Source organism: Vibrio ponticus, assembly GCF_009938225.1.
In the GTDB taxonomy this organism is placed as follows: Bacteria; Pseudomonadota; Gammaproteobacteria; order Enterobacterales; family Vibrionaceae; genus Vibrio; species Vibrio ponticus.
Genome location: NZ_AP019657.1, coordinates 2,668,827 through 2,689,711, shown reverse-complemented (window position 1 = coordinate 2,689,711; position 20,885 = coordinate 2,668,827). Strand labels below are relative to the sequence as shown.

Sequence of the window (20,885 nt, the reverse complement as noted above, 5' to 3'; positions counted from 1 at the left end):
CAGCTCAGTAGGATTTACGCGATTTAGGATAAAAAAATGAACCGTTCTATTCTAGCTGTGACTGTTGGGTCACTGCTTTCTTACGCCCCTTATTCTCTAGCCGAAACAGCCGATGAAACGGTTGTGGTCACGGCGAACCGTTTTGAGCAGCCGATTAAAGATATAACAGCATCGATAACAGTAATCGATAAGCAAGAAATTGAAGATATTCAAGCAAAATCTATCGTTGATATATTAAAACGAGTTCCAGGTATTGAAATAACACAAAACGGTGGTCGAGGTCAGAATGCTTCAATTTATATGCGTGGCTATAACAGCGACCAAGTACTAGTTCTTGTCGATGGCGTTAGAATACAGGGTGCATCTGGTGGTGTCTCTTTTAATTACATACCTGTTAATCTGATCGAACAAGTAGAGGTTATCCGCGGTGCTAGTTCTGCTTTGTATGGTTCAGATGCTATTGCTGGTGTAATTAATATCATCACAAAATCTACAGTTGCAAAGAATGGAGCGCAAGCTTCTATTGGAGCAGGTAGTGACAGCCAAAGAGAAGGAAACTTCGTTGCTGAAAAAGTTTTTGAGAACGAAGGTAGCTTGAAGTTCGCTGGTGGTTATGAGTCTACAGATGGCTTTGATATCATTGAATCAGGTACAGGAATGGATTTTGGTTATGAAAACCAAAACCTATATGCAGCGTATTCAAACAACCTTACAGGAAACTTTTTTGGCAATTTATCTGTAATGTGGATTGATAGCTTGTCCCAATATAATCAAGGTGGCAAGTACTACAATTCAACAAAGAATCTAAGCATTACCGGAGATATAGAGTATCGAGGTGAAAACCTTAGTTCAGTTTTTCGTCTAAATCAGCAAGCGATAGAATCTATTGAGTACTCGCAGGCTCAAGGGCCTGATAATGCGGGTACTGTGCGGGATATCGACTTGACGACAGTCCAGTTTTTTAATCTCTACGATTTAAACGAGAGCGTTAATTTTGGCGCTGGTGCTGACTGGCGAAGAGAAGAGCTTTCGAAAGACTCTATGGGTTGGGGGCTTGATAGCTTGGCTGGTGATCATAGAGATACGATGGGGGCGTACTTGTCTTCAGATGCGACGTTTGGTGGCGTGCAGTTAACTGGCGCAGTACGACACGATAAGCATGATGAATATGATAGCTACAATACATGGTCACTGGGTGGTGCATATCATTTTAATGAAAATCATCAAGTAAGAGTAAATATTGGCACTTCATTTAAAGCTCCAAGCTATGCTGACCTATCGAATAATCCAGATCTTGAGGCTGAAGAAGGGCTAAATAGAGAAGTTGGTTACCTTGGCGAATATGAGCTCTTTAGTTTAGAGTTATCAGTATACGACAACGATGTTGATAATCTGATTATTTGGTATGAAGGCTCACCATGGTATCCACTAAATGTGGATGCAGAATTAAAAGGTGTAGAGGTTATTGTTGGGTTTGATACAGCAATGTTAAGCCATACACTAATCGCAGAGTTCAAGGATCATCAAGACTCTAGTGGTACCAAATTAGCGAAGAGAGCAGATGAAAACTTTAAATGGTTGGTTGATAGCTCTTATGGTGATTTTGATTTCAACGTTACTTATACCTACACAGGAGAGCGTCTTGGTAGCCCGAAGGAAAGCTATGACCCAGAAAACATTATGTCTTCACTGAGTCTGTGGGATGTTTCTGTTGGTTACTGGATTAGTCCAGAGCTCGTGGTTAGAGGTCGAGTGGACAATTTAATGGATAAAGAATACCAAACGTCTCCTGGGTACAATGCTCCAGAAAGACGATTTTTTGTTAATGCAACAATGCAATTCTAATCCCAAAACCGCCTTCGGGCGGTTTTTTCCTGTCCGAGATAAAAATGAAGAAAAACGTCATCGTTAGTTGGTCTTCCGGTAAAGACTCAACCCTTACCTTAGAACGCTTAATGGACAGCGACCAATATCATGTTGTTGGTCTATTCACCACTTACCTAGAAGACGAAGTTCCCTTCCAAGCGACACCGATCGAAGTGGTAGAGATGCAAGCAGACTTGCTTGGAATACCGCTAGTGAAAATTGCATTGCCGGAAGTCTTTCCGAGTAATGAGGTTTATCAATCTCTAGTCGTCCAAGGTTTAAGAGGCGCAAAGCTTGGGTTTAGTTGTGTGGCATTTGGTGACATGTTTTGTAATGGCATCGCCGACTATCGTCGTAGCTATATCGAACCAGCGGGGTGGGAGTGCGTCTTCCCACTGCTTGGCCAAGAACCAAAAATGTTAGCGGATGAGATAATTGCAAGAGGTATCCAAACGATGCTGGTTACGGCAGACAGCTCGCGAATCTCAAGAGAGTTGTGCGGTCGTTGGTACGATCAAACTCTACTGGCTGAATTACCAAGCGATGTGGACCCTTGCGGCGAAAATGGTGAGTTCCATACATTAGTCACTGAAACGGCGAGCTTCAATGGTGTGTTGGCGCTGCAACTAAATCAGGTAGAGCATGGAGAGCGTTTCTCTCACCAAAGATATACCGCCAAGATATTGCGAAAAGTAAATCCGAGGGTATGATCGCGTCATCTTCTCTACTGGAAATATTTTGTGACTCAGCAGCAACCCAAAGTACTCATTTTTGACTCAGGTGTCGGTGGTTTATCTGTATATAAAGAGATAGTTGCCCGCTTGCCGCAACTTGATTACTACTATTTGTTTGATAATGCTGCTTACCCATATGGGGAGTTAGAGCGCCAAACTCTGATTGAACGAGTCGAGTTACTGGTTTCTGCGATGGTCGAACAGCACAGCATTGATCTTGTCGTGATCGCGTGTAATACCGCCAGCACCATCGTATTACCCAAACTTCGTGCAATTCTTTCCATTCCAGTTGTGGGGGTAGTGCCGGCAATTAAACCTGCCTCTAATCTCGCTAATAAAGCGGTGGGGCTAATTGCTACACCTGCGACAGTGCAGCGTGAGTACACCCATGATCTGATCCGAGACTTTTCGCAGAATAAACCGGTAGAGATGCTTGGTTTAACTCGATTAGTCGATATTGCTGAAGAGAAGTTAAGAGGAACTCCGGTTTGTCATGACGAAATGACGACACTGCTTGCACCACTGATCGGCAAGATAGACGTTGCCGTCTTAGGCTGCACCCATTTTCCGCTAATAAAAGAAGAAATTCAGCAGGTACTAACAGCGCAAGTATTGCTGGTGGATTCAGGGGAGGCGATAGCAAGGCGGGTACAAGAGTTACTGTCAGTAGAGTCGAGTATGGAGAAACAAGGAAAGAAAGAGATTTATTCCAGCGCAACTCCTAGGCAAGAAGATGCGCTGAATAGTGCATTAATGAAGTTAGGGTTTAGCTCAGTTCGTCCCTTTCCTCTTGAGATTTAGGCTCATTCGCAATGCGAACTTTTAAAGTCCGTTGCATGTAGTCTTTCTCGTTTAGTCCTGCGATGGCGGTCTCTGCATCAGTGGCTGCCATTACTACAAAACCAAATCCTCTTCTTTTCCCAGTGCGTTTGTCTTTCATAAGACGAACGGCAAACACTTCACCATGTTTAGCAAATAACTCCTTAACGTGAGATTCATTCGCCTTATAAGGAAGGTTCCCCACGTAGAGGGTTTTAGTCGCCGGGTCATTTAGAGGCGTGCTCATTTCAATTGTTGTTGCGTTAGAGAATTTAAGAACAAAAGCGGAAGCAACAACACCAATAACAAAGCTAATAGCAGGAGAGATATTTATCTGAGAAAAGATAATACCGCCGAGCACCGCTATAGCGATTATCAATACTATCGATTTATTTGAACTCATAATCAGAATACTACTTCTAGGTCAGAGAAAAAGTTAAGTATCTATTATTAACAAAATAGACACATAGATCTTACGTATATGGTTGGCCTTTTTCCAACGTGATGATGTGACATGACTCAAATGTTGAAATTTTATCCTATTTTTAATGATTTGCTTAGTTTTTATGCGAACAAAATGTTTTTTTGAAAAAAGCCTTGTCATGTTTTAAATCCTCCCTATAATGCCGCCTCACTGACACGGGATGAGACGCAAGTCACACTCGGTGAGGGAAAAGAAGAGAAAAGAAAGTTTGAAAAAACGCTTGACTCTCAAGTTGGGAAGCGTAATATACGCACCCCTAACGACGCGGTACTGAGTATCTCGGAAGTTAGAAAAAGCTCTTTAAAAATAAGAACCTATCAATCTGTGTGGGCACTCGTTGATGATAATCCAAATTAGAAGCTTAGGCTTCAAATTAGATTTCAATGAAACGAAGTGACCATTGAATCGAAAGATTCAGCACAGTCAATTCAAACATTACTATGTAATGTTCAGTATTCATTGAGTCGAACAAAATCTTAAATTGAAGAGTTTGATCATGGCTCAGATTGAACGCTGGCGGCAGGCCTAACACATGCAAGTCGAGCGGCAGCGACAACATTGAACCTTCGGGGGATTTGTTGGGCGGCGAGCGGCGGACGGGTGAGTAATGCCTAGGAAATTGCCCTGATGTGGGGGATAACCATTGGAAACGATGGCTAATACCGCATGATGCCTACGGGCCAAAGAGGGGGACCTTCGGGCCTCTCGCGTCAGGATATGCCTAGGTGGGATTAGCTAGTTGGTGAGGTAAGGGCTCACCAAGGCGACGATCCCTAGCTGGTCTGAGAGGATGATCAGCCACACTGGAACTGAGACACGGTCCAGACTCCTACGGGAGGCAGCAGTGGGGAATATTGCACAATGGGCGCAAGCCTGATGCAGCCATGCCGCGTGTATGAAGAAGGCCTTCGGGTTGTAAAGTACTTTCAGTAGGGAGGAAGGTTCATGCGTTAATAGCGTATGGATTTGACGTTACCTACAGAAGAAGCACCGGCTAACTCCGTGCCAGCAGCCGCGGTAATACGGAGGGTGCGAGCGTTAATCGGAATTACTGGGCGTAAAGCGCATGCAGGTGGTTAGTTAAGTCAGATGTGAAAGCCCGGGGCTCAACCTCGGAATTGCATTTGAAACTGGCTGACTAGAGTACTGTAGAGGGGGGTAGAATTTCAGGTGTAGCGGTGAAATGCGTAGAGATCTGAAGGAATACCGGTGGCGAAGGCGGCCCCCTGGACAGATACTGACACTCAGATGCGAAAGCGTGGGGAGCAAACAGGATTAGATACCCTGGTAGTCCACGCCGTAAACGATGTCTACTTGGAGGTTGTGGCCTTGAGCCGTGGCTTTCGGAGCTAACGCGTTAAGTAGACCGCCTGGGGAGTACGGTCGCAAGATTAAAACTCAAATGAATTGACGGGGGCCCGCACAAGCGGTGGAGCATGTGGTTTAATTCGATGCAACGCGAAGAACCTTACCTACTCTTGACATCCATAGAACTTAGCAGAGATGCTTTGGTGCCTTCGGGAACTATGAGACAGGTGCTGCATGGCTGTCGTCAGCTCGTGTTGTGAAATGTTGGGTTAAGTCCCGCAACGAGCGCAACCCTTATCCTTGTTTGCCAGCGAGTAATGTCGGGAACTCCAGGGAGACTGCCGGTGATAAACCGGAGGAAGGTGGGGACGACGTCAAGTCATCATGGCCCTTACGAGTAGGGCTACACACGTGCTACAATGGCGTATACAGAGGGCTGCCAACCAGCGATGGTGAGCGAATCCCAAAAAGTACGTCGTAGTCCGGATTGGAGTCTGCAACTCGACTCCATGAAGTCGGAATCGCTAGTAATCGTGGATCAGAATGCCACGGTGAATACGTTCCCGGGCCTTGTACACACCGCCCGTCACACCATGGGAGTGGGCTGCAAAAGAAGTGGGTAGTTTAACCTTTCGGGGAGGACGCTCACCACTTTGTGGTTCATGACTGGGGTGAAGTCGTAACAAGGTAGCGCTAGGGGAACCTGGCGCTGGATCACCTCCTTATACGATGATTATTGCGATGAGTGTTCACACAGATTGATGGTTTTGAAGCGAACGCTTCGAGCTATTATTGCTCTTTAACAATTTGGAAAGCTGACAAAACAACAATTTATTGTTGTTTGTAAAGTTCTCAAAGTATTCATTTATTGAATACACAAAAACACATTCAAGTGTTCTTGGGTTTTGTCTTACTGTTTTAAGTAAACAAAACATATTTGAGTCCGGCAAAATCGAGTCTGCATCATGTATAAAAATTGCAGACAACTTTGGTGATTTGATTATCAACTCGAAACTCCTTCGGGTTGTATGGTTAAGTGACTAAGCGTACACGGTGGATGCCTTGGCAGTCAGAGGCGATGAAGGACGTATTAACTTGCGATAAGCCCAGATTAGGCAGTAAAAGCCACTTGAGTCTGGGATTTCCGAATGGGGAAACCCACTAGCATAAGCTAGTATCGCTACGTGAATACATAGCGTAGCGAGGCGAACCGGGGGAACTGAAACATCTAAGTACCCCGAGGAAAAGAAATCAACCGAGATTCCGAAAGTAGCGGCGAGCGAAATTGGACTAGCCCTTAAGCTTTACACGCGTTAGACGAACGGTCTGGAAAGTCCGACGATACAGGGTGATAGTCCCGTAGTTGACGATGTGTGTTCAGTGAAATCGAGTAGGGCGGGACACGTGTTATCCTGTCTGAATATGGGGGGACCATCCTCCAAGGCTAAATACTACTGACTGACCGATAGTGAACCAGTACCGTGAGGGAAAGGCGAAAAGAACCCCTGTGAGGGGAGTGAAATAGAACCTGAAACCGTGTACGTACAAGCAGTAGGAGCAGGCTTTGTCCTGTGACTGCGTACCTTTTGTATAATGGGTCAGCGACTTATATTCAGTGGCAAGGTTAACCATCTAGGGGAGCCGTAGGGAAACCGAGTCTTAACTGGGCGTTCAGTCTCTGGATATAGACCCGAAACCAGGTGATCTAGCCATGGGCAGGTTGAAGGTTGAGTAACATCAACTGGAGGACCGAACCGACTAATGTTGAAAAATTAGCGGATGACTTGTGGCTAGGGGTGAAAGGCCAATCAAACCTGGAGATAGCTGGTTCTCCCCGAAAGCTATTTAGGTAGCGCCTCGGACGAATACTACTGGGGGTAGAGCACTGTTAAGGCTAGGGGGTCATCCCGACTTACCAACCCTTTGCAAACTCCGAATACCAGTAAGTACTATCCGGGAGACACACGGCGGGTGCTAACGTCCGTCGTGGAGAGGGAAACAACCCAGACCGCCAGCTAAGGTCCCAAATTATTACTAAGTGGGAAACGATGTGGGAAGGCTTAGACAGCTAGGATGTTGGCTTAGAAGCAGCCATCATTTAAAGAAAGCGTAATAGCTCACTAGTCGAGTCGGCCTGCGCGGAAGATGTAACGGGGCTAAGTAATAAACCGAAGCTGCGGCAATGAAGTTTACTTCATTGGGTAGGGGAGCGTTCTGTAAGCCGTTGAAGGTGTGTTGTAAAGCATGCTGGAGGTATCAGAAGTGCGAATGCTGACATGAGTAACGATAAAGGGGGTGAAAAACCTCCTCGCCGGAAGACCAAGGGTTCCTGTCCAACGTTAATCGGGGCAGGGTAAGTCGACCCCTAAGGCGAGGCCGAAAGGCGTAGTCGATGGGAAACGGGTTAATATTCCCGTACTTCTTACAATTGCGATGGGGGGACGGAGAAGGCTAGGTGGGCCTGGCGACGGTTGTCCAGGTTCAAGTGCGTAGGCTGAGAAATTAGGTAAATCCGGTTTCTCTTAAGGCTGAGACACGACGTCGAGCTACTACGGTAGTGAAGTCATTGATGCCATGCTTCCAGGAAAAGCCTCTAAGCTTCAGATTGTAAGGAATCGTACCCCAAACCGACACAGGTGGTCGGGTAGAGAATACCAAGGCGCTTGAGAGAACTCGGGTGAAGGAACTAGGCAAAATGGTACCGTAACTTCGGGAGAAGGTACGCTCTTGACGGTGAAGTCCCTCGCGGATGGAGCTATTGAGAGTCGCAGATACCAGGTGGCTGCAACTGTTTATTAAAAACACAGCACTGTGCAAAATCGTAAGATGACGTATACGGTGTGACGCCTGCCCGGTGCCGGAAGGTTAATTGATGGGGTTAGACTTCGGTCGAAGCTCTTGATCGAAGCCCCGGTAAACGGCGGCCGTAACTATAACGGTCCTAAGGTAGCGAAATTCCTTGTCGGGTAAGTTCCGACCTGCACGAATGGCGTAATGATGGCCACGCTGTCTCCACCCGAGACTCAGTGAAATTGAAATCGCTGTGAAGATGCAGTGTACCCGCGGCTAGACGGAAAGACCCCGTGAACCTTTACTACAGCTTGGCACTGAACATTGACCCTACATGTGTAGGATAGGTGGGAGGCTTTGAAGCAAGTACGCCAGTATTTGTGGAGCCGTCCTTGAAATACCACCCTTGTAGTGTTGATGTTCTAACGTCGACCCCTAATCGGGGTTACGGACAGTGCCTGGTGGGTAGTTTGACTGGGGCGGTCTCCTCCCAAAGAGTAACGGAGGAGCACGAAGGTGGGCTAATCACGGTTGGACATCGTGAGGTTAGTGCAATGGCATAAGCCCGCTTAACTGCGAGAATGACGGTTCGAGCAGGTGCGAAAGCAGGTCATAGTGATCCGGTGGTTCTGAATGGAAGGGCCATCGCTCAACGGATAAAAGGTACTCCGGGGATAACAGGCTGATACCGCCCAAGAGTTCATATCGACGGCGGTGTTTGGCACCTCGATGTCGGCTCATCACATCCTGGGGCTGAAGTCGGTCCCAAGGGTATGGCTGTTCGCCATTTAAAGTGGTACGCGAGCTGGGTTTAGAACGTCGTGAGACAGTTCGGTCCCTATCTGCCGTGGGCGTTGGAGAATTGAAAGGGGCTGCTCCTAGTACGAGAGGACCGGAGTGGACGAACCTCTGGTGTTCGGGTTGTGTCGCCAGACGCATTGCCCGGTAGCTAAGTTCGGAATCGATAACCGCTGAAAGCATCTAAGCGGGAAGCGAGCCTTGAGATGAGTTCTCCCTGATACTTTAAGTATCCTAAAGGGTTGTCGGAGACTACGACGTTGATAGGTCAGGTGTGTAAGTGCTGTGAGGCATTGAGCTAACTGATACTAATTGCCCGTGAGGCTTAACCATACAACACCCAAGGGGTTTTGATGGACTCAAAGAAAGAACAAAACTTGATTGTGTAGAGAACACAAAAACAGCTTTCCGAATTAAAGAATTTGCTTGGCGACCATAGCGTTGCGGACCCACCTGATTCCATGCCGAACTCAGAAGTGAAACGCAATAGCGCCGATGGTAGTGTGGGGCTTCCCCATGTGAGAGTAGGACATCGCCAGGCTTGCTTACTTGTTTTCAGATTTTGAAAAATCTGAAGGCAAAACTAAATAAAGCTACCTAACCATAAGACTTTATTTAGCAAAAAATACCGCTGCGGAGTGGTAGTTCAGTTGGTTAGAATACCGGCCTGTCACGCCGGGGGTCGCGGGTTCGAGTCCCGTCCACTCCGCCACTTATTTAACCCGATGCGAAAGCGTCGGGTTTTTTAATATCTAAAGAAAAGTTCCTTTTGCAAAGGAATTGAGTCCCGCTGGATTGCCAGCCCAGCCACTCCGCCACTTATTGAGAAGCCCTCACTAGATGTGCCCGCAAGAAATAGCAGGGCTTTTTTCATTTCTGCTGGAAATGAAATTAGAACGCTCGATATCGAAGATATCTCGCTTCGAGATGTGGGAACCGAGAGTGCATGCTCTACTTCGATCACTTAGCGAGAACTTCTCGACCCTCAATTCTACGCTCTTGCTCTTCTCCCGCATCTGTAGCGCAGCGTTCTCCTTTCCCGCATCCGTAGCGAAGCGTTCCATCTTTATATCTTCTGCTGCACATACTCTCGAATGTAAGTGACAACTTCCGCTTCAAACCAAGGGTTCTTTTTTAACCAGAGCGTATTGCGAGGGGAAGGATGAGGCATAGGAATATATTCCGGAGCCCACTGGCGCCAATTTCGCACGGTTTCGGTCAGTGTTTTAGGCTTATCGTTAAGGTAGTAGTTTTGTGCATACTGACCGATCAATAGCGTCATTTCGATGTTGGGGAGTTGTTCAAGAACAGCTTGGTGCCATTTGGGAGCACACTCTTTTCTTGGTGGCAGATCGCCACTATGTCCCTTACCCGGGTAGCATAAACCCATTGGCATAATCGCGATCTTACGTAGGTCATAGAAGGTTGGCTTATCGATTTGAAGCCATGTTCTTAATCTATCACCACTAGGATCATTCCAAGGTATTGAGCTTTCGTGCACCCGTGTTCCTGGTGCTTGACCAATGATCAGCAGGCGCGCATCTTGATGTGCCTGAATTACCGGATTTGCACCTAGCGGTAATTCGGGTTCACATAATCGGCATTGTCGAATGTCGCTTAATAGTTGTTCTAACATTAATACCCTTTACTAAAATCAATGCAGCCACGTAGGGAATAACCTTGCTCCCATTCTATGTAATGGTCAGCAAAGATCTTAACGACTTGCTCAGGAAAGCTCACAGCGGCGATATGAGGTGTGATAGTTATATTCGGGTGTGACCAGTATGGATGTTCGCTCGGTAACGGCTCTTGCGGGAATACGTCAAGGAAAGCGTGGGCGATGTTACCTCGATCTAGCGCTTCAATTAGTGCTGTTTGTTCCACACTACTGCCACGCCCTACATTAAAAAACAGTATCGAGTTGGCTTGTGATAGCGCCATTTGGTTAAAGATACCCTGGGTGCTTACCGTCTCTGGTAACGTGCTAACGACGATGTCGGCTTTGCTTATCGCACTGGCAAGTTCATCAATGTGATAGATGTAGTCAAAAGAAGAGTCTGCTTTGGGTATGCCTCTGGTGTTCACTCCGATAGTGACGATCCCGAATACTTTTGCCATTTTTGCTAGGTAACTACCAATCTCACCAGTACCGGCAATTACCATCGTTTTACTATTGAGTGTTTGGTAAGGGTGGGGTAGCCATTGTTGCTTGCGTTGCTGCTGACGATAAAGGCCAAAATGACGGAAATGTTCAATGCTCAACCCAAGTACATACTCAGCGATCTGTTGACCAAAGATCCCTTTTACATTTGTCAGCAGATAATCTTGGCGTAGGCTATCTTTGATTAGAGTATCGATACCTGCGTAGGTTGATTGTACCCACTGTAAGTTTTCGAACTGGTTTAGCTGCGGGGCAAGCAGTGGTGGTGCAGCTAAAACGATATGCGCTTCACGAGGCTCTTGAGTGATTGCCAAGTTTGGCAAATCGTAGGATTCGACCAGCTTTTGGTATGTCTCATTTTGCTCTGTCAAAATAAAGAGTTTTTTCGTGAAATTGTTCATAGGCTTTGCTTTTTTCCCTGCTGGTTATCAAGTAAACTGCCGCTGTATTTTTCTGCAACCAATTGAGCCATTATGCTAAGAAACCCACTTCAGCTTCGTCTTGAGAAGTTAGAACCTTGGAAACAGATAACCTTCATGGCTTGTCTGTGTGAGCGTATGTACCCAAACTACGCAATGTTTTGTGAAAACACTCAGTTTGCTCCTGCTCGCACTTACCGTGATATTCTAGATAGTATCTGGGAACAGCTTACAGTAAAAACGGCAAAGGTTAACTTTGAGCGCCAACTGGAGAAGTTAGAAGAGATTATCCCAAGCTCAGAAGATTTTGACTTCTACGGTGTTTACCCTGCCATTGATGCTTGTGTTGCTTTGTCTACCATGATCCATGGTCTTTTGGATCGTGATGACCTTTTCGAAAGCATGCAGAAAGTCAGTCAGCAATCAGTAGTGACTGTCGCGCAATTAGAAGAAGCGCAGACTGGTATTGAGATTACTGATGAAAATCAGAAAGACAACGAAGCTGTATGTGCAGAGTGGGATGTGCAGTGGGCTATCTTCCGTCCTTTAAAAGACGCAGAAGAGCGCGATATTGATTTAATTAAGGATCTGCGCGCAGAATTGAAAGATGAAGGCGTGAGTAACATTGGTATTGGTCTTTAATCGATATTAAAAAAGGGAGCATTTGCTCCCTTTTGTCTTTCTATAATGATTCGATTATGACTTGTCTTTGTCTAATGATTCAGACTCTTCTTTCGCATCGTCTTCGTCGTCATCACGGCTTTCAATCACACCGTGCTGTTTCTTCCACTTCTCCCAGCGCTCAAAAGCAAGCTCTTGCATGTCTGTTGCTCGGTCTGCTTCATCGACAATTTCTTCACCGATTAAATGCTCGAAAATATCTTCTAGTGTCAGTAGACCTTGTACCGTGCCGTATTCATCGACTACTAGCGCAAGCTGAAGGCGCTTAGACAGCATTTGGTCAAATGCCTTAGGCAATGGCATGTTATTCAGTAGAACGTGCACAGGACGCATTACAGCGCCAAGCTGCTTATCACCGCTACCAGACTGTTTTAGTTTGAATAGCTCAAGACGGTGTACAAAACCGACGATGTTGTCATTAGTTTGGCTGTAAACCAATGGACGTGAGAATGGCGTATCACGGTGTTCAGTTAAGAACTCTTTGATCGTCATCTCTGCATCAACGCGAAATACCACTGGGCGTGGTGTCATCACTTGAGTTACTGGTACATCTTGAATGCCCAGTAGGTTGCTCAGGATTTTAGACTCACCTTCAGCAAACTCACCGCTTTCTTTTGCAAGTAAAGCCATTGCTGATAATTCATCACGCATTTTTGGTGCTTCATGACCACGCGCAAGACGCTTAGTAATCTGTTCTGAGAACCAAACAAACGGAGTCAGTAGCCACACCATCCAGCGCAGAGTGGTTGCGGCAAACGGAGCAAGCTGACGCCAGTATGTCGCACCGATTGTTTTTGGTACGATTTCAGAAAGCACTAGAATTGCTAACGTTAGGACGCCTGAGAATACACCTAACCATTCACTACCAAATACCACCGCAGCTTGCGCACCCGCTGTTGCCGCACCGATAGTGTGAGCAATAGTGTTAAGCGTCAAGATAGAAGCTAGTGGGCGGTCGATATCCTGTTTCAAAGCCGTGAGTCTATCCGCTGAAGGATGTCCTTGTTGGCGCATTTGAGCAATAAAGCTCGGAGTAATACTTAGTAAGACCGCTTCGAGAACTGAACAGATAAAAGATACGCCAATCGCGACAGTGACGTATATAGTTAGCAGCAACATATTGTTCCTATAAAAGTTATTACCACGACCTAATTTTGCTGCGAAATGCTATCAGTAATCTTAATGAGAGCACGTTCGGTATACCTGGGCATTATTGGTGTGTGTATTTTGTCATCGCTCAAGCCCCGTAATATCAGGCTTCACATGACTTGAGCGGTTTATAAATAAGGTTAAATTGGTTGAAAAACAAGTATTGATTATGACTCAACCAGCAACAATTTGTGAGTTAATACTCATAATATGGTTAAAAGTCACGCATTAAAGCGAAAGAATGCTTACAAACCTTTGCCAGATGGGGCATTTATGTTTTAGAGTGAGTTGAATTCGATAACATATGAGAAGGGAAACCTAATGAACAAGACCCAATTAATCGACTTTATCGCTGAGAAAGCAGACCTATCAAAAGCACAAGCTAAAGCTGCTCTTGAAGCAACTCTTGAAGGCGTATCAGGCGCACTTAAAGAGGGTGACCAAGTTCAACTAATTGGTTTTGGTACATTCAAAGTAAACCACCGTGCAGCACGTACTGGTCGTAACCCTAAGACTGGTGCTGAGATCCAAATCGCAGCTGCAAACGTTCCTGCTTTCGTTGCTGGTAAAGCACTTAAAGACGCAGTGAAATAATAAAATAACGCCAAGGTCAAACTGGCCTTGGCGTTTGCAAAACTCTATGAAAAAATTTCTTCTACCTTCACTAATCACTTCTTTTCTTCTCGGCTGCTCAGCTGATATCTCAAATACTACTCTTGAAACCACAGTAAATAGCTCTGGTGGTCAAAGCATGGGCGATGCTGCAAGCCTGTATTGGTTTACCGATAGGTTAGCAGTCCCATTGAGTGGCGCTGACTATGTGGTTGCTGGCGATTATGGCTGGTATCAGAGTCAATATCGTTGGGAAGAGGGAACGGTACGAGAGTTGATTCGTGAAGGTGAGCAACTGAAAGGCAATCAAGGTTTAGTGCCTTACAAATTGCACGTGCGCTTCAATTTGCAAGGTGAAGCGGTTTATCAGCAGTACCGTCTCGATGGTAAAGTGCTGCCGATAAAAAATGATATGCTTAGTCAATTAATGGACGAAGCCAATAACGTCGCGAAGAAAACCAAGCAACAGCAGAAAGACGGTCTTGAATTAATCCAAGGTTACTGGGATGGTAATGAATTTGAGACTTGCACGGGAGAGGAATATCACAAACTCGCATTTAATCAGAGTTTACCTAGCTTCGTCGTTGACCGTTTAGCCGACATTGACAGCTTTGTCGCATTTGTTGGCAGTAGAGAAGGCGATGAGTTGGTGATTGAAGACCTTCTGATGCTCAGAGACGATAACCAATCTTGTATTGAGCAACCGAAGCTCCTCGAAGAATAGATGTAAAAAGGCGCTCAATGAGCGCCTTTTTACATAAACAGCTATTAGAACCATGATTATGCGTTATTTTCGCGCTCAATCGCTCTATAACCTATGTCATTACGATGGAACATACCTTTCCAGCTAATTTGCTGAGCAAGCTCGTAGGCGCGTTTTTGGGCTTCAGAAACCGTATTGCCTAAAGCCGTTGCACAAAGTACACGACCACCGTTTGTCACGATATCACCAGCGTTATTATCGGTACCTGCGTGGAAGACCTTCTCACCTTCAATTTCGACTTGTGGTAAGCCTGAAATGACATCACCTTTGTTGTAAGCGGCTGGGTAACCACCCGCAGCGAGCACAACACCAATCGATGCGCGTGGGTCCCACTTCGATTCAACTTGGTCAAGTTTCTTGTTTAGCGCAGCAAGACACAGTTCAACCATATCTGATTGCATACGCATCATGATTGGTTGAGTCTCTGGGTCACCAAAGCGGCAGTTGTACTCAATTACTTTTGGAGTGCCATCTTTATCGATCATTAGTCCAGCATATAGGAAACCGGTGTATGGGTTGCCCTCGGCTGCCATGCCGCGAACCGTTGGGTAAATCACTTCTTCCATAATGCGGTCGTGGATTTCAGTGGTGACTACAGGAGCTGGTGAGTAAGCCCCCATCCCCCCAGTGTTTGGTCCAGTATCTTTATCACCGACACGTTTGTGATCTTGGCTGGTGGCCATTGGAAGAACATTCTCACCATCGACCATCACGATAAAGCTCGCTTCTTCACCGTCAAGGAACTCTTCGATTACTACACGGCTACCCGCATCGCCAAATGCATTACCAGCCAGCATATCTTGAATCGCATCTTCTGCTTCTTGCAGCGTCATTGCCACAATCACGCCTTTACCCGCCGCGAGGCCATCTGCCTTCACCACGATAGGCGCACCTTGTTCACGAACGTAGGCTAGTGCTGGCTCGATTTCAGTGAAGTTAGCGTAAGCGGCAGTAGGGATTTGGTGACGAGCTAAGAAATCTTTAGTGAAGGCTTTAGAACCTTCTAGTTGCGCAGCGCCTTGAGTTGGACCAAAGATCGCAAGACCTTCTGCTTGGAACGCATCTACCACACCAATCACTAATGGTGCTTCAGGACCAACGATGGTTAGCTCAATTGAATTTTCTTTGGCGAAATTAACTAAGGCATCAATGTCTTCTACACCGATGTTGACGTTTTCAAGCTTAGGCTCAAGAGCGGTGCCTGCGTTACCTGGGGCAATAAAGATTGTTTCTACGTTAGGGTTTTGTGCGACTTTCCAACCCAGTGCATGTTCACGACCGCCCGAACCAATAATCAATACATTCATGTTTTAAAATCCTTATAGCTGCTTCAGTGCCTTTATTTCTGTGTCAAACATGCTCACTTATGGTTATAAGCTCCGCGTATTTTTCTTGAACTAAAGTCACTGACTTGCTCTACGTATTTCAAATATCGGAATATTTAAAAAACAAAATTATAAGTCTTGCTCAAAGTAATTGGTGATGTGGCTAGGCAGCAATTGAGCCCATCCCCGGGAGCATAGTCCGCTATGTGACCGGGGTGGACGAAAGCAGCTAACAACGCCACAGTGCCAATTACAAAGAGGAAATTAGTGGCGGAAATGACGCATGCCGGTAAAGATCATCGCCATACCATGTTCATCGGCTGCTGCGATAACTTCGTCATCACGCATTGAACCACCTGGTTGAATCACACACTTGATGCCCGCTTCTGCTGCCGCATCAATGCCATCACGGAATGGGAAGAAAGCATCCGATGCCATAACGCTACCAGCAACCTCTAGCCCCTCATCTGCAGCTTTAATGCCGGCAATTTTCGCTGAGTAGACGCGGCTCATTTGACCAGCGCCAACACCAATCGTCATATCGCCTTTAGCGTAAACAATCGCGTTCGATTTGACATATTTCGCTACTTTCCAGCAGAACAGTGCGTCTTTTAGTTCTTCTTCCGTTGGTTGACGTTTTGAGACAACTTTTAGATCGCCCAGGCTCACCATGCCTTGGTCTCGGTCTTGAACTAGTAAGCCGCCGTTTACGCGTTTCACGTCAAAGCCAGTGGTTTGCGTTGACCACTCACCACACTCTAGAAGGCGAACATTCTTTTTCGCTGCAACCACTTCGATTGCTTCAGCGGATACTGATGGAGCGATGATTACTTCAACAAACTGACGTTCAACGATGGCAGAGGCGGTAGCGGCATCTAACTCTTGGTTAAATGCGATGATGCCACCAAATGCAGACGTTGGATCGGTTTGGTAAGCGCGGTTGTAGGCTTCTAAAATATCTTTACCTAGCGCAACACCACAAGGGTTGGCGTGTTTTACGATCACACATGCTGGCTCACTGAATTCTTTGACGCATTCTAATGCGGCATCAGTGTCGGCGATGTTGTTGTAAGAAAGCGCTTTACCTTGGATTTGGCGGGCGGTTGCGACCGAAGCTTCTTGTGGATGCTCTTCAACATAGAATGCGGCATCTTGGTGACTGTTTTCACCGTAACGCATATCTTGCTTCTTAATGAATTGCTGGTTGAATGTGCGAGGGAATTTACTTTCTTCGTCGCCTTCTTTGTTCTCTCCATAGGAAGGAACCATAGTGCCGAAGTAGTTGGCAATCATGCCGTCATAGGCTGCTGTATGCTCGAAAGCCGCAATCGCGAGATCAAAGCGAGTTTCTAGTGTTAGTGATGACTCATTGGCGTCCATCTCTGCAATAACTCGATTGTAGTCGTTGGCGTTAACAACAATCGTCACATCTTTGTGGTTTTTCGCGGCTGAGCGAACCATCGTTGGACCACCGATATCGATGTTCTCAACCGCATCAGCAAGCGTGCAGCCTTCTTTCGCTACAGTCTCAGCAAATGGGTAGAGGTTGACGACAACCATATCAATTGGATTGATGCCGTGTTTTTCCATTACGTCATCATCTTGACCGCGGCGACCTAAGACGCCACCGTGAACTTTTGGATGTAAGGTCTTAACGCGACCGTCCATCATCTCTGGGAAACCAGTGTAATCAGATACTTCTGTTACTGAGATACCTTTTTCAGCCAATAGGCGAGCAGTACCACCAGTCGACAGAATGTCGACACCACGCTCAGCTAGAGCTTGAGCAAACTCAACAATACCTGTTTTGTCTGATACGCTGATAAGCGCGCGGCGAATAGGACGAGCGTTATTCATGCTTCCATTTTCCTCAAATTCACGAATTAAAAGATGCTTGCCAAAAATGAACTTGTTTCTAACTACAGTTAGAATATTGGCCAGTTTTGGTAAAGACCTTTTGCCATTTCAAAGAGCATTTGCGATGCTCTGAATTTGATGGCGCACATTCTAACTAATTTATTACAAAAAAGCTCGCGCAATCGTTTGGCATCGCAAAAATAATTGTAATTTCCATCATCTTTAACGTGATAAGTAACGAAAGGGTTAATAGGAAAAGTTATGTTCCAGATTGGAGAATTGGCAAAACGCTGTGGTGTAACGACGGATACGCTTAGGTTTTATGAGAAAAATGGTTTGATAAAACCGGCAGGGCGCAGTGAATCTGGTTATCGTTTATATAGTGAAAAAAACCAAGAACAAGTGGCATTTGTGCTTAAAGCGAAAGACTTGGGTTTGAGTTTGGAAGAGATCAAAGAACTGCTTGAGATCAAGCTCGAGGCCACTGAGCATAGTTGCGCCGAAGTCAAAGCGATCACCACCGCGAAACTGCAAGTAATTGACGAGAAAATTGAAGAGTTAACTCGGATTCGAACCGCTTTGAAAAAGATTAATGATGCGTGTTGTGGCGATGTTGATGACAATGCCAGCCACTGTTCTATTCTTGGCGCTTTAGCGAGCGAGGAAAAGAGTGAAGGTTGTTGTCATCACCACGGATAGTGGTTGAATTGCCAATTAGCAAGCGCGCAGAATTTGTGATTTGGCTGCTGAGTGTACTTTTAGATCGGGCAGATTATCATGATAAATAGTGACTTGATCTCGGCCCATGCGTTTTGAATAGTACATGGCTTTATCTGCGTTGATTAATAGCGCTTTCACCGAGCCCACTTCTTGGGTGCACTCTGCGATGCCAATGCTCACTGTCGGGAATATTTCCTGATCATCAACCAGACACGCGGTCGAACGGATAGAAGAGCGAATGCGTTCAGCAATATCAAATGCTTGAATTGCGTTGGTATTACTGAGCACTACCCCAAATTCTTCGCCGCCTAAACGACCAATATGATCGCTGCTACGAATTTGTTTATGACAGATCTCTGCAACGTGCTTGATTGCTTCATCACCGGATAGGTGACCGACCATATCATTGATTTCTTTGAAGTGATCAATATCGATCATCAAGCACACGAGATGACGTTCCTGCAGTTGTTGCTTTTCAAACTCACGCTCTAGTTCTAAGAGAAATGCGCGGCGATTGAGTACGCCGGTAAGCTCATCGGTTTCAGAGAGTTTTTTGAGCTTCTTCTCGAGTAGGTGAGTTTGGGTGACATTGCGGACAGACCACATCACTTGTTGCTGGTGGTTTAATGGCTCAACATAATTGATGATGGCTTCAAACCAGCTTTCTTCTGGTAGATCTGGATTTTGCAGGTCTTCAAGAGAAAGCAGAAGATGATCTTGTAGCTTGATGCTGTAGCGGACGACTTGCGTCTGTTTAGAGGCAATAACCTGATCGATATAAGTTTGTAGTTCGGCAGCTTTACTTGCAGAGAGCACCTGGTCTAACTTGAGACCGATGTAACTTTTGGCATTAAAATTTGCAGCGTAGTAGTGCCCACCGTAACTATCAACGTAGCTTCCTTCTTCATCTAAGATAAAGACATGATCAGGTAAGGCATTGAGAATGAAATCTAGCCATTCCTCTCTATTTTTTACCATGCGATGTCTATCTCTTATCAAAGTTGGAACCGAGCATTGTAACGGATTATTTGCATATGACAATTGTGTTTATAAATAGATAGCTCACTAGTAAGAAGGTAGGATGGGGTTGATTTTGCCAAGGTCGCGGCATTAAAACGTTAAGCAGGCAGTGATATGGCTGCCTGCTTGGGGAGAGTGACTAGCTCAGATCCATGACGATACGACCGGTTATTTCACCTTTCTCCATATCCGCAAAGATATCGTTTATATCTTCTAGCTGTTTTACTTGAGTTATGGCTTTGACTTTACCTTCCGCGGCAAACTGTAAGCACTCTTGCAGATCTTTACGTGTTCCTACGATTGAACCAATGACTTTGACACCATTAAGTACCGTATCGAAGATAGGGATTGGCATTTCTTCTGGTGGAAGCCCAACCAATACACAAGCACCACCGCGACGAATCGAAGCATAAGCTTCTTTAAACGCAGGTTGAGACACTGCGGTACAGACCACACCATGGACACCACCATTGGTGATTTCACGGATACGTTCTGATGGGCTTTCTTTCATAAAGTCAATCGTGTGCTGCGCACCAAGCTCTTTTGCCAACGCAAGTTTTTCATCACCAGTATCCACAGCGATAACATTCATTCCCATTGCGACGGCGTATTGAATCGCGAGGTGACCAAGACCGCCAGCACCAATTGCTGCAACCCATTGCCCAGGTTTAACGCCTGTGACTTTCAGCGCTTTGTAAGTGGTCACACCAGCGCAAAATAGAGGTGCGGCATCCACATAGTTCAAACCATCTGGAATCTTAATCACGTATTCGCCATTGGCTAAGCAGTATTCAGCGTAACCACCATCGACAGAGTAACCGGCATTGTGCTGGTCAAGACAGAGCGTTTCTTGACCTTCTAAGCAGTAGTCACAGTGACCACAAGCACTGTATAACCATGGGACACCGACACGGTCGCCCACTTTTAGGTGATGGATTTCACTGCCAACCTCGACAATCTCCCCTACGCCTTCATGACCTGGTACCAGAGGCATTTTCGGCTTAACAGGCCAGTCGCCATGGCAAGCGTGCAAGTCGGTGTGGCAGACACCACAGGCATGGACTTTGACGAGGACGTCGCGTGGTTTCACGTTTGGTAGTGGAATTTCTTTAATGACCAGTGGTCCTTTAAATTCACTTACTACTGCTGCTTTCATCATTGTTATTCTCCGTTTGTTTTAATTAGCCGACAACCAATCCTGATTGTTCGGGTCTGACAAACCTTTGTGCGATTAATAAAAAGCTTCGCCTTAAATGAGAATTATTCAATGTAAATGTTGGCTTTCGTTTTGCGATCGAGTCGTTAATCACGCCGAGTTGAGAAAAGAGTGCACAAAATGTATGGATTTACGTGCTAGAAGTGATGGGAGTTCCGGTGAG

The 20,885-nt window shown here is 45.9% G+C and carries 15 protein-coding genes, 1 tRNA gene and 3 rRNA genes; 11 read left to right on the top strand and 8 right to left on the bottom strand.

The window, feature by feature from the left end:
* The first annotated feature begins 36 nt into the window (after nucleotides 1-36).
* The 3 genes from GZN30_RS12070 to murI are packed head-to-tail and all read left to right on the top strand — an operon-like array spanning nucleotide 37 to nucleotide 3,401.
* Nucleotides 37-1,845, top strand: a complete 1,809-nt coding sequence (locus GZN30_RS12070) for a TonB-dependent receptor domain-containing protein (RefSeq protein ID WP_075649220.1) — start codon at nucleotides 37-39, stop codon at nucleotides 1,843-1,845.
* A 38-nt stretch (nucleotides 1,846-1,883) separates the two neighbouring features.
* A complete protein-coding gene (locus GZN30_RS12065) occupies nucleotides 1,884-2,576 on the top strand; it encodes a Dph6-related ATP pyrophosphatase (RefSeq protein WP_408646836.1) in 693 nt (230 codons plus the stop codon).
* A gap of 30 nt (nucleotides 2,577-2,606) precedes the next feature.
* Nucleotides 2,607-3,401 (top strand): glutamate racemase, encoded by a 795-nt coding sequence (murI, locus tag GZN30_RS12060; RefSeq protein ID WP_075649222.1) that lies wholly within the window; start codon nucleotides 2,607-2,609, stop codon nucleotides 3,399-3,401.
* On the opposite strand, the gene GZN30_RS12055 is transcribed toward murI, so the two are convergent.
* Nucleotides 3,367-3,822, bottom strand: a complete 456-nt coding sequence (locus tag GZN30_RS12055; protein ID WP_075649223.1) for an RNA recognition motif domain-containing protein — start codon at nucleotides 3,820-3,822, stop codon at nucleotides 3,367-3,369. The genes murI and GZN30_RS12055 overlap by 35 nt on opposite strands.
* Nucleotides 3,823-4,381: 559 nt before the next feature.
* Between GZN30_RS12055 and GZN30_RS12050 the strand changes: the two genes are divergently transcribed.
* From GZN30_RS12050 to GZN30_RS12035, 4 genes are all read left to right on the top strand, one after another.
* A 16S ribosomal RNA gene (locus GZN30_RS12050) occupies nucleotides 4,382-5,936 on the top strand.
* A gap of 305 nt (nucleotides 5,937-6,241) precedes the next feature.
* Nucleotides 6,242-9,132, top strand: a 23S ribosomal RNA gene (locus GZN30_RS12045).
* Between the two features lie 92 nt (nucleotides 9,133-9,224).
* Nucleotides 9,225-9,340 (top strand): 5S ribosomal RNA (gene rrf, locus GZN30_RS12040).
* The 16S, 23S and 5S rRNA genes sit together here with 1 tRNA gene alongside, the layout of an rRNA operon.
* Before the next feature lie 94 nt (nucleotides 9,341-9,434).
* Nucleotides 9,435-9,511, top strand: a tRNA-Asp gene (locus GZN30_RS12035).
* A 354-nt stretch (nucleotides 9,512-9,865) separates the two neighbouring features.
* On the opposite strand, the gene GZN30_RS12030 is transcribed toward GZN30_RS12035, so the two are convergent.
* Both GZN30_RS12030 and GZN30_RS12025 read right to left on the bottom strand, forming a co-directional pair.
* On the bottom strand, nucleotides 9,866-10,435 hold the full coding sequence (locus GZN30_RS12030; RefSeq protein WP_075649486.1) for a uracil-DNA glycosylase family protein: 570 nt from the start codon (nucleotides 10,433-10,435) through the stop codon (nucleotides 9,866-9,868).
* Nucleotides 10,435-11,361: a D-2-hydroxyacid dehydrogenase gene (locus tag GZN30_RS12025; RefSeq protein WP_075649485.1), complete on the bottom strand. Its 927-nt coding sequence runs from the start codon at nucleotides 11,359-11,361 to the stop codon at nucleotides 10,435-10,437. Before GZN30_RS12025 ends, GZN30_RS12030 begins: the two co-directional genes overlap by 1 nt.
* 72 nt (nucleotides 11,362-11,433) lie before the next feature.
* Here GZN30_RS12025 and GZN30_RS12020 point away from each other — a divergent pair, with 72 nt between their 5' ends.
* Complete coding sequence (locus GZN30_RS12020) at nucleotides 11,434-12,021, top strand: YjaG family protein (protein WP_075649484.1); 588 nt, start codon at nucleotides 11,434-11,436, stop codon at nucleotides 12,019-12,021.
* A gap of 54 nt (nucleotides 12,022-12,075) precedes the next feature.
* On the opposite strand, the gene GZN30_RS12015 is transcribed toward GZN30_RS12020, so the two are convergent.
* The gene (locus tag GZN30_RS12015; RefSeq protein WP_075649483.1) at nucleotides 12,076-13,179 is read right to left on the bottom strand and encodes a CNNM domain-containing protein; all 1,104 of its coding nucleotides are present in this window, start codon (nucleotides 13,177-13,179) and stop codon (nucleotides 12,076-12,078) included.
* A 351-nt stretch (nucleotides 13,180-13,530) separates the two neighbouring features.
* Between GZN30_RS12015 and hupA the strand changes: the two genes are divergently transcribed.
* Together hupA and GZN30_RS12005 are read left to right on the top strand one after the other, a co-directional pair.
* A complete protein-coding gene (gene hupA, locus GZN30_RS12010; RefSeq protein ID WP_075649482.1) occupies nucleotides 13,531-13,803 on the top strand; it encodes a nucleoid-associated protein HU-alpha in 273 nt (90 codons plus the stop codon).
* Nucleotides 13,804-13,849: 46 nt separating this feature from the next.
* Nucleotides 13,850-14,545, top strand: coding sequence for a DUF1481 domain-containing protein (locus tag GZN30_RS12005; RefSeq protein WP_075649481.1), 696 nt, complete (start codon nucleotides 13,850-13,852; stop codon nucleotides 14,543-14,545).
* A 56-nt stretch (nucleotides 14,546-14,601) separates the two neighbouring features.
* Here the strand turns inward: GZN30_RS12005 and purD are convergent, their stop codons facing one another.
* Nucleotides 14,602-15,891 carry a phosphoribosylamine--glycine ligase gene (gene purD / locus GZN30_RS12000; protein WP_075649480.1) on the bottom strand — a complete coding sequence of 430 codons (1,290 nt, stop codon included), beginning with the start codon at nucleotides 15,889-15,891 and terminating at the stop codon, nucleotides 14,602-14,604.
* A 282-nt stretch (nucleotides 15,892-16,173) separates the two neighbouring features.
* Nucleotides 16,174-17,766 carry a bifunctional phosphoribosylaminoimidazolecarboxamide formyltransferase/IMP cyclohydrolase gene (gene purH / locus GZN30_RS11995; RefSeq protein WP_075649479.1) on the bottom strand — a complete coding sequence of 531 codons (1,593 nt, stop codon included), beginning with the start codon at nucleotides 17,764-17,766 and terminating at the stop codon, nucleotides 16,174-16,176.
* Nucleotides 17,767-18,027: 261 nt separating this feature from the next.
* On the opposite strand from purH, the gene zntR reads away from it, so the two are divergent.
* The gene (zntR, locus tag GZN30_RS11990; RefSeq protein ID WP_075649478.1) at nucleotides 18,028-18,465 is read left to right on the top strand and encodes a Zn(2+)-responsive transcriptional regulator; all 438 of its coding nucleotides are present in this window, start codon (nucleotides 18,028-18,030) and stop codon (nucleotides 18,463-18,465) included.
* Between the two features lie 15 nt (nucleotides 18,466-18,480).
* Here zntR and GZN30_RS11985 read toward each other — a convergent pair whose 3' ends face one another.
* Both GZN30_RS11985 and adhP read right to left on the bottom strand, forming a co-directional pair.
* On the bottom strand, nucleotides 18,481-19,464 hold the full coding sequence (locus GZN30_RS11985) for a sensor domain-containing diguanylate cyclase (protein ID WP_075649477.1): 984 nt from the start codon (nucleotides 19,462-19,464) through the stop codon (nucleotides 18,481-18,483).
* A 181-nt stretch (nucleotides 19,465-19,645) separates the two neighbouring features.
* A complete protein-coding gene (adhP, locus tag GZN30_RS11980) occupies nucleotides 19,646-20,662 on the bottom strand; it encodes an alcohol dehydrogenase AdhP (protein WP_075649490.1) in 1,017 nt (338 codons plus the stop codon).
* Nucleotides 20,663-20,885: the final 223 nt, after the last annotated feature.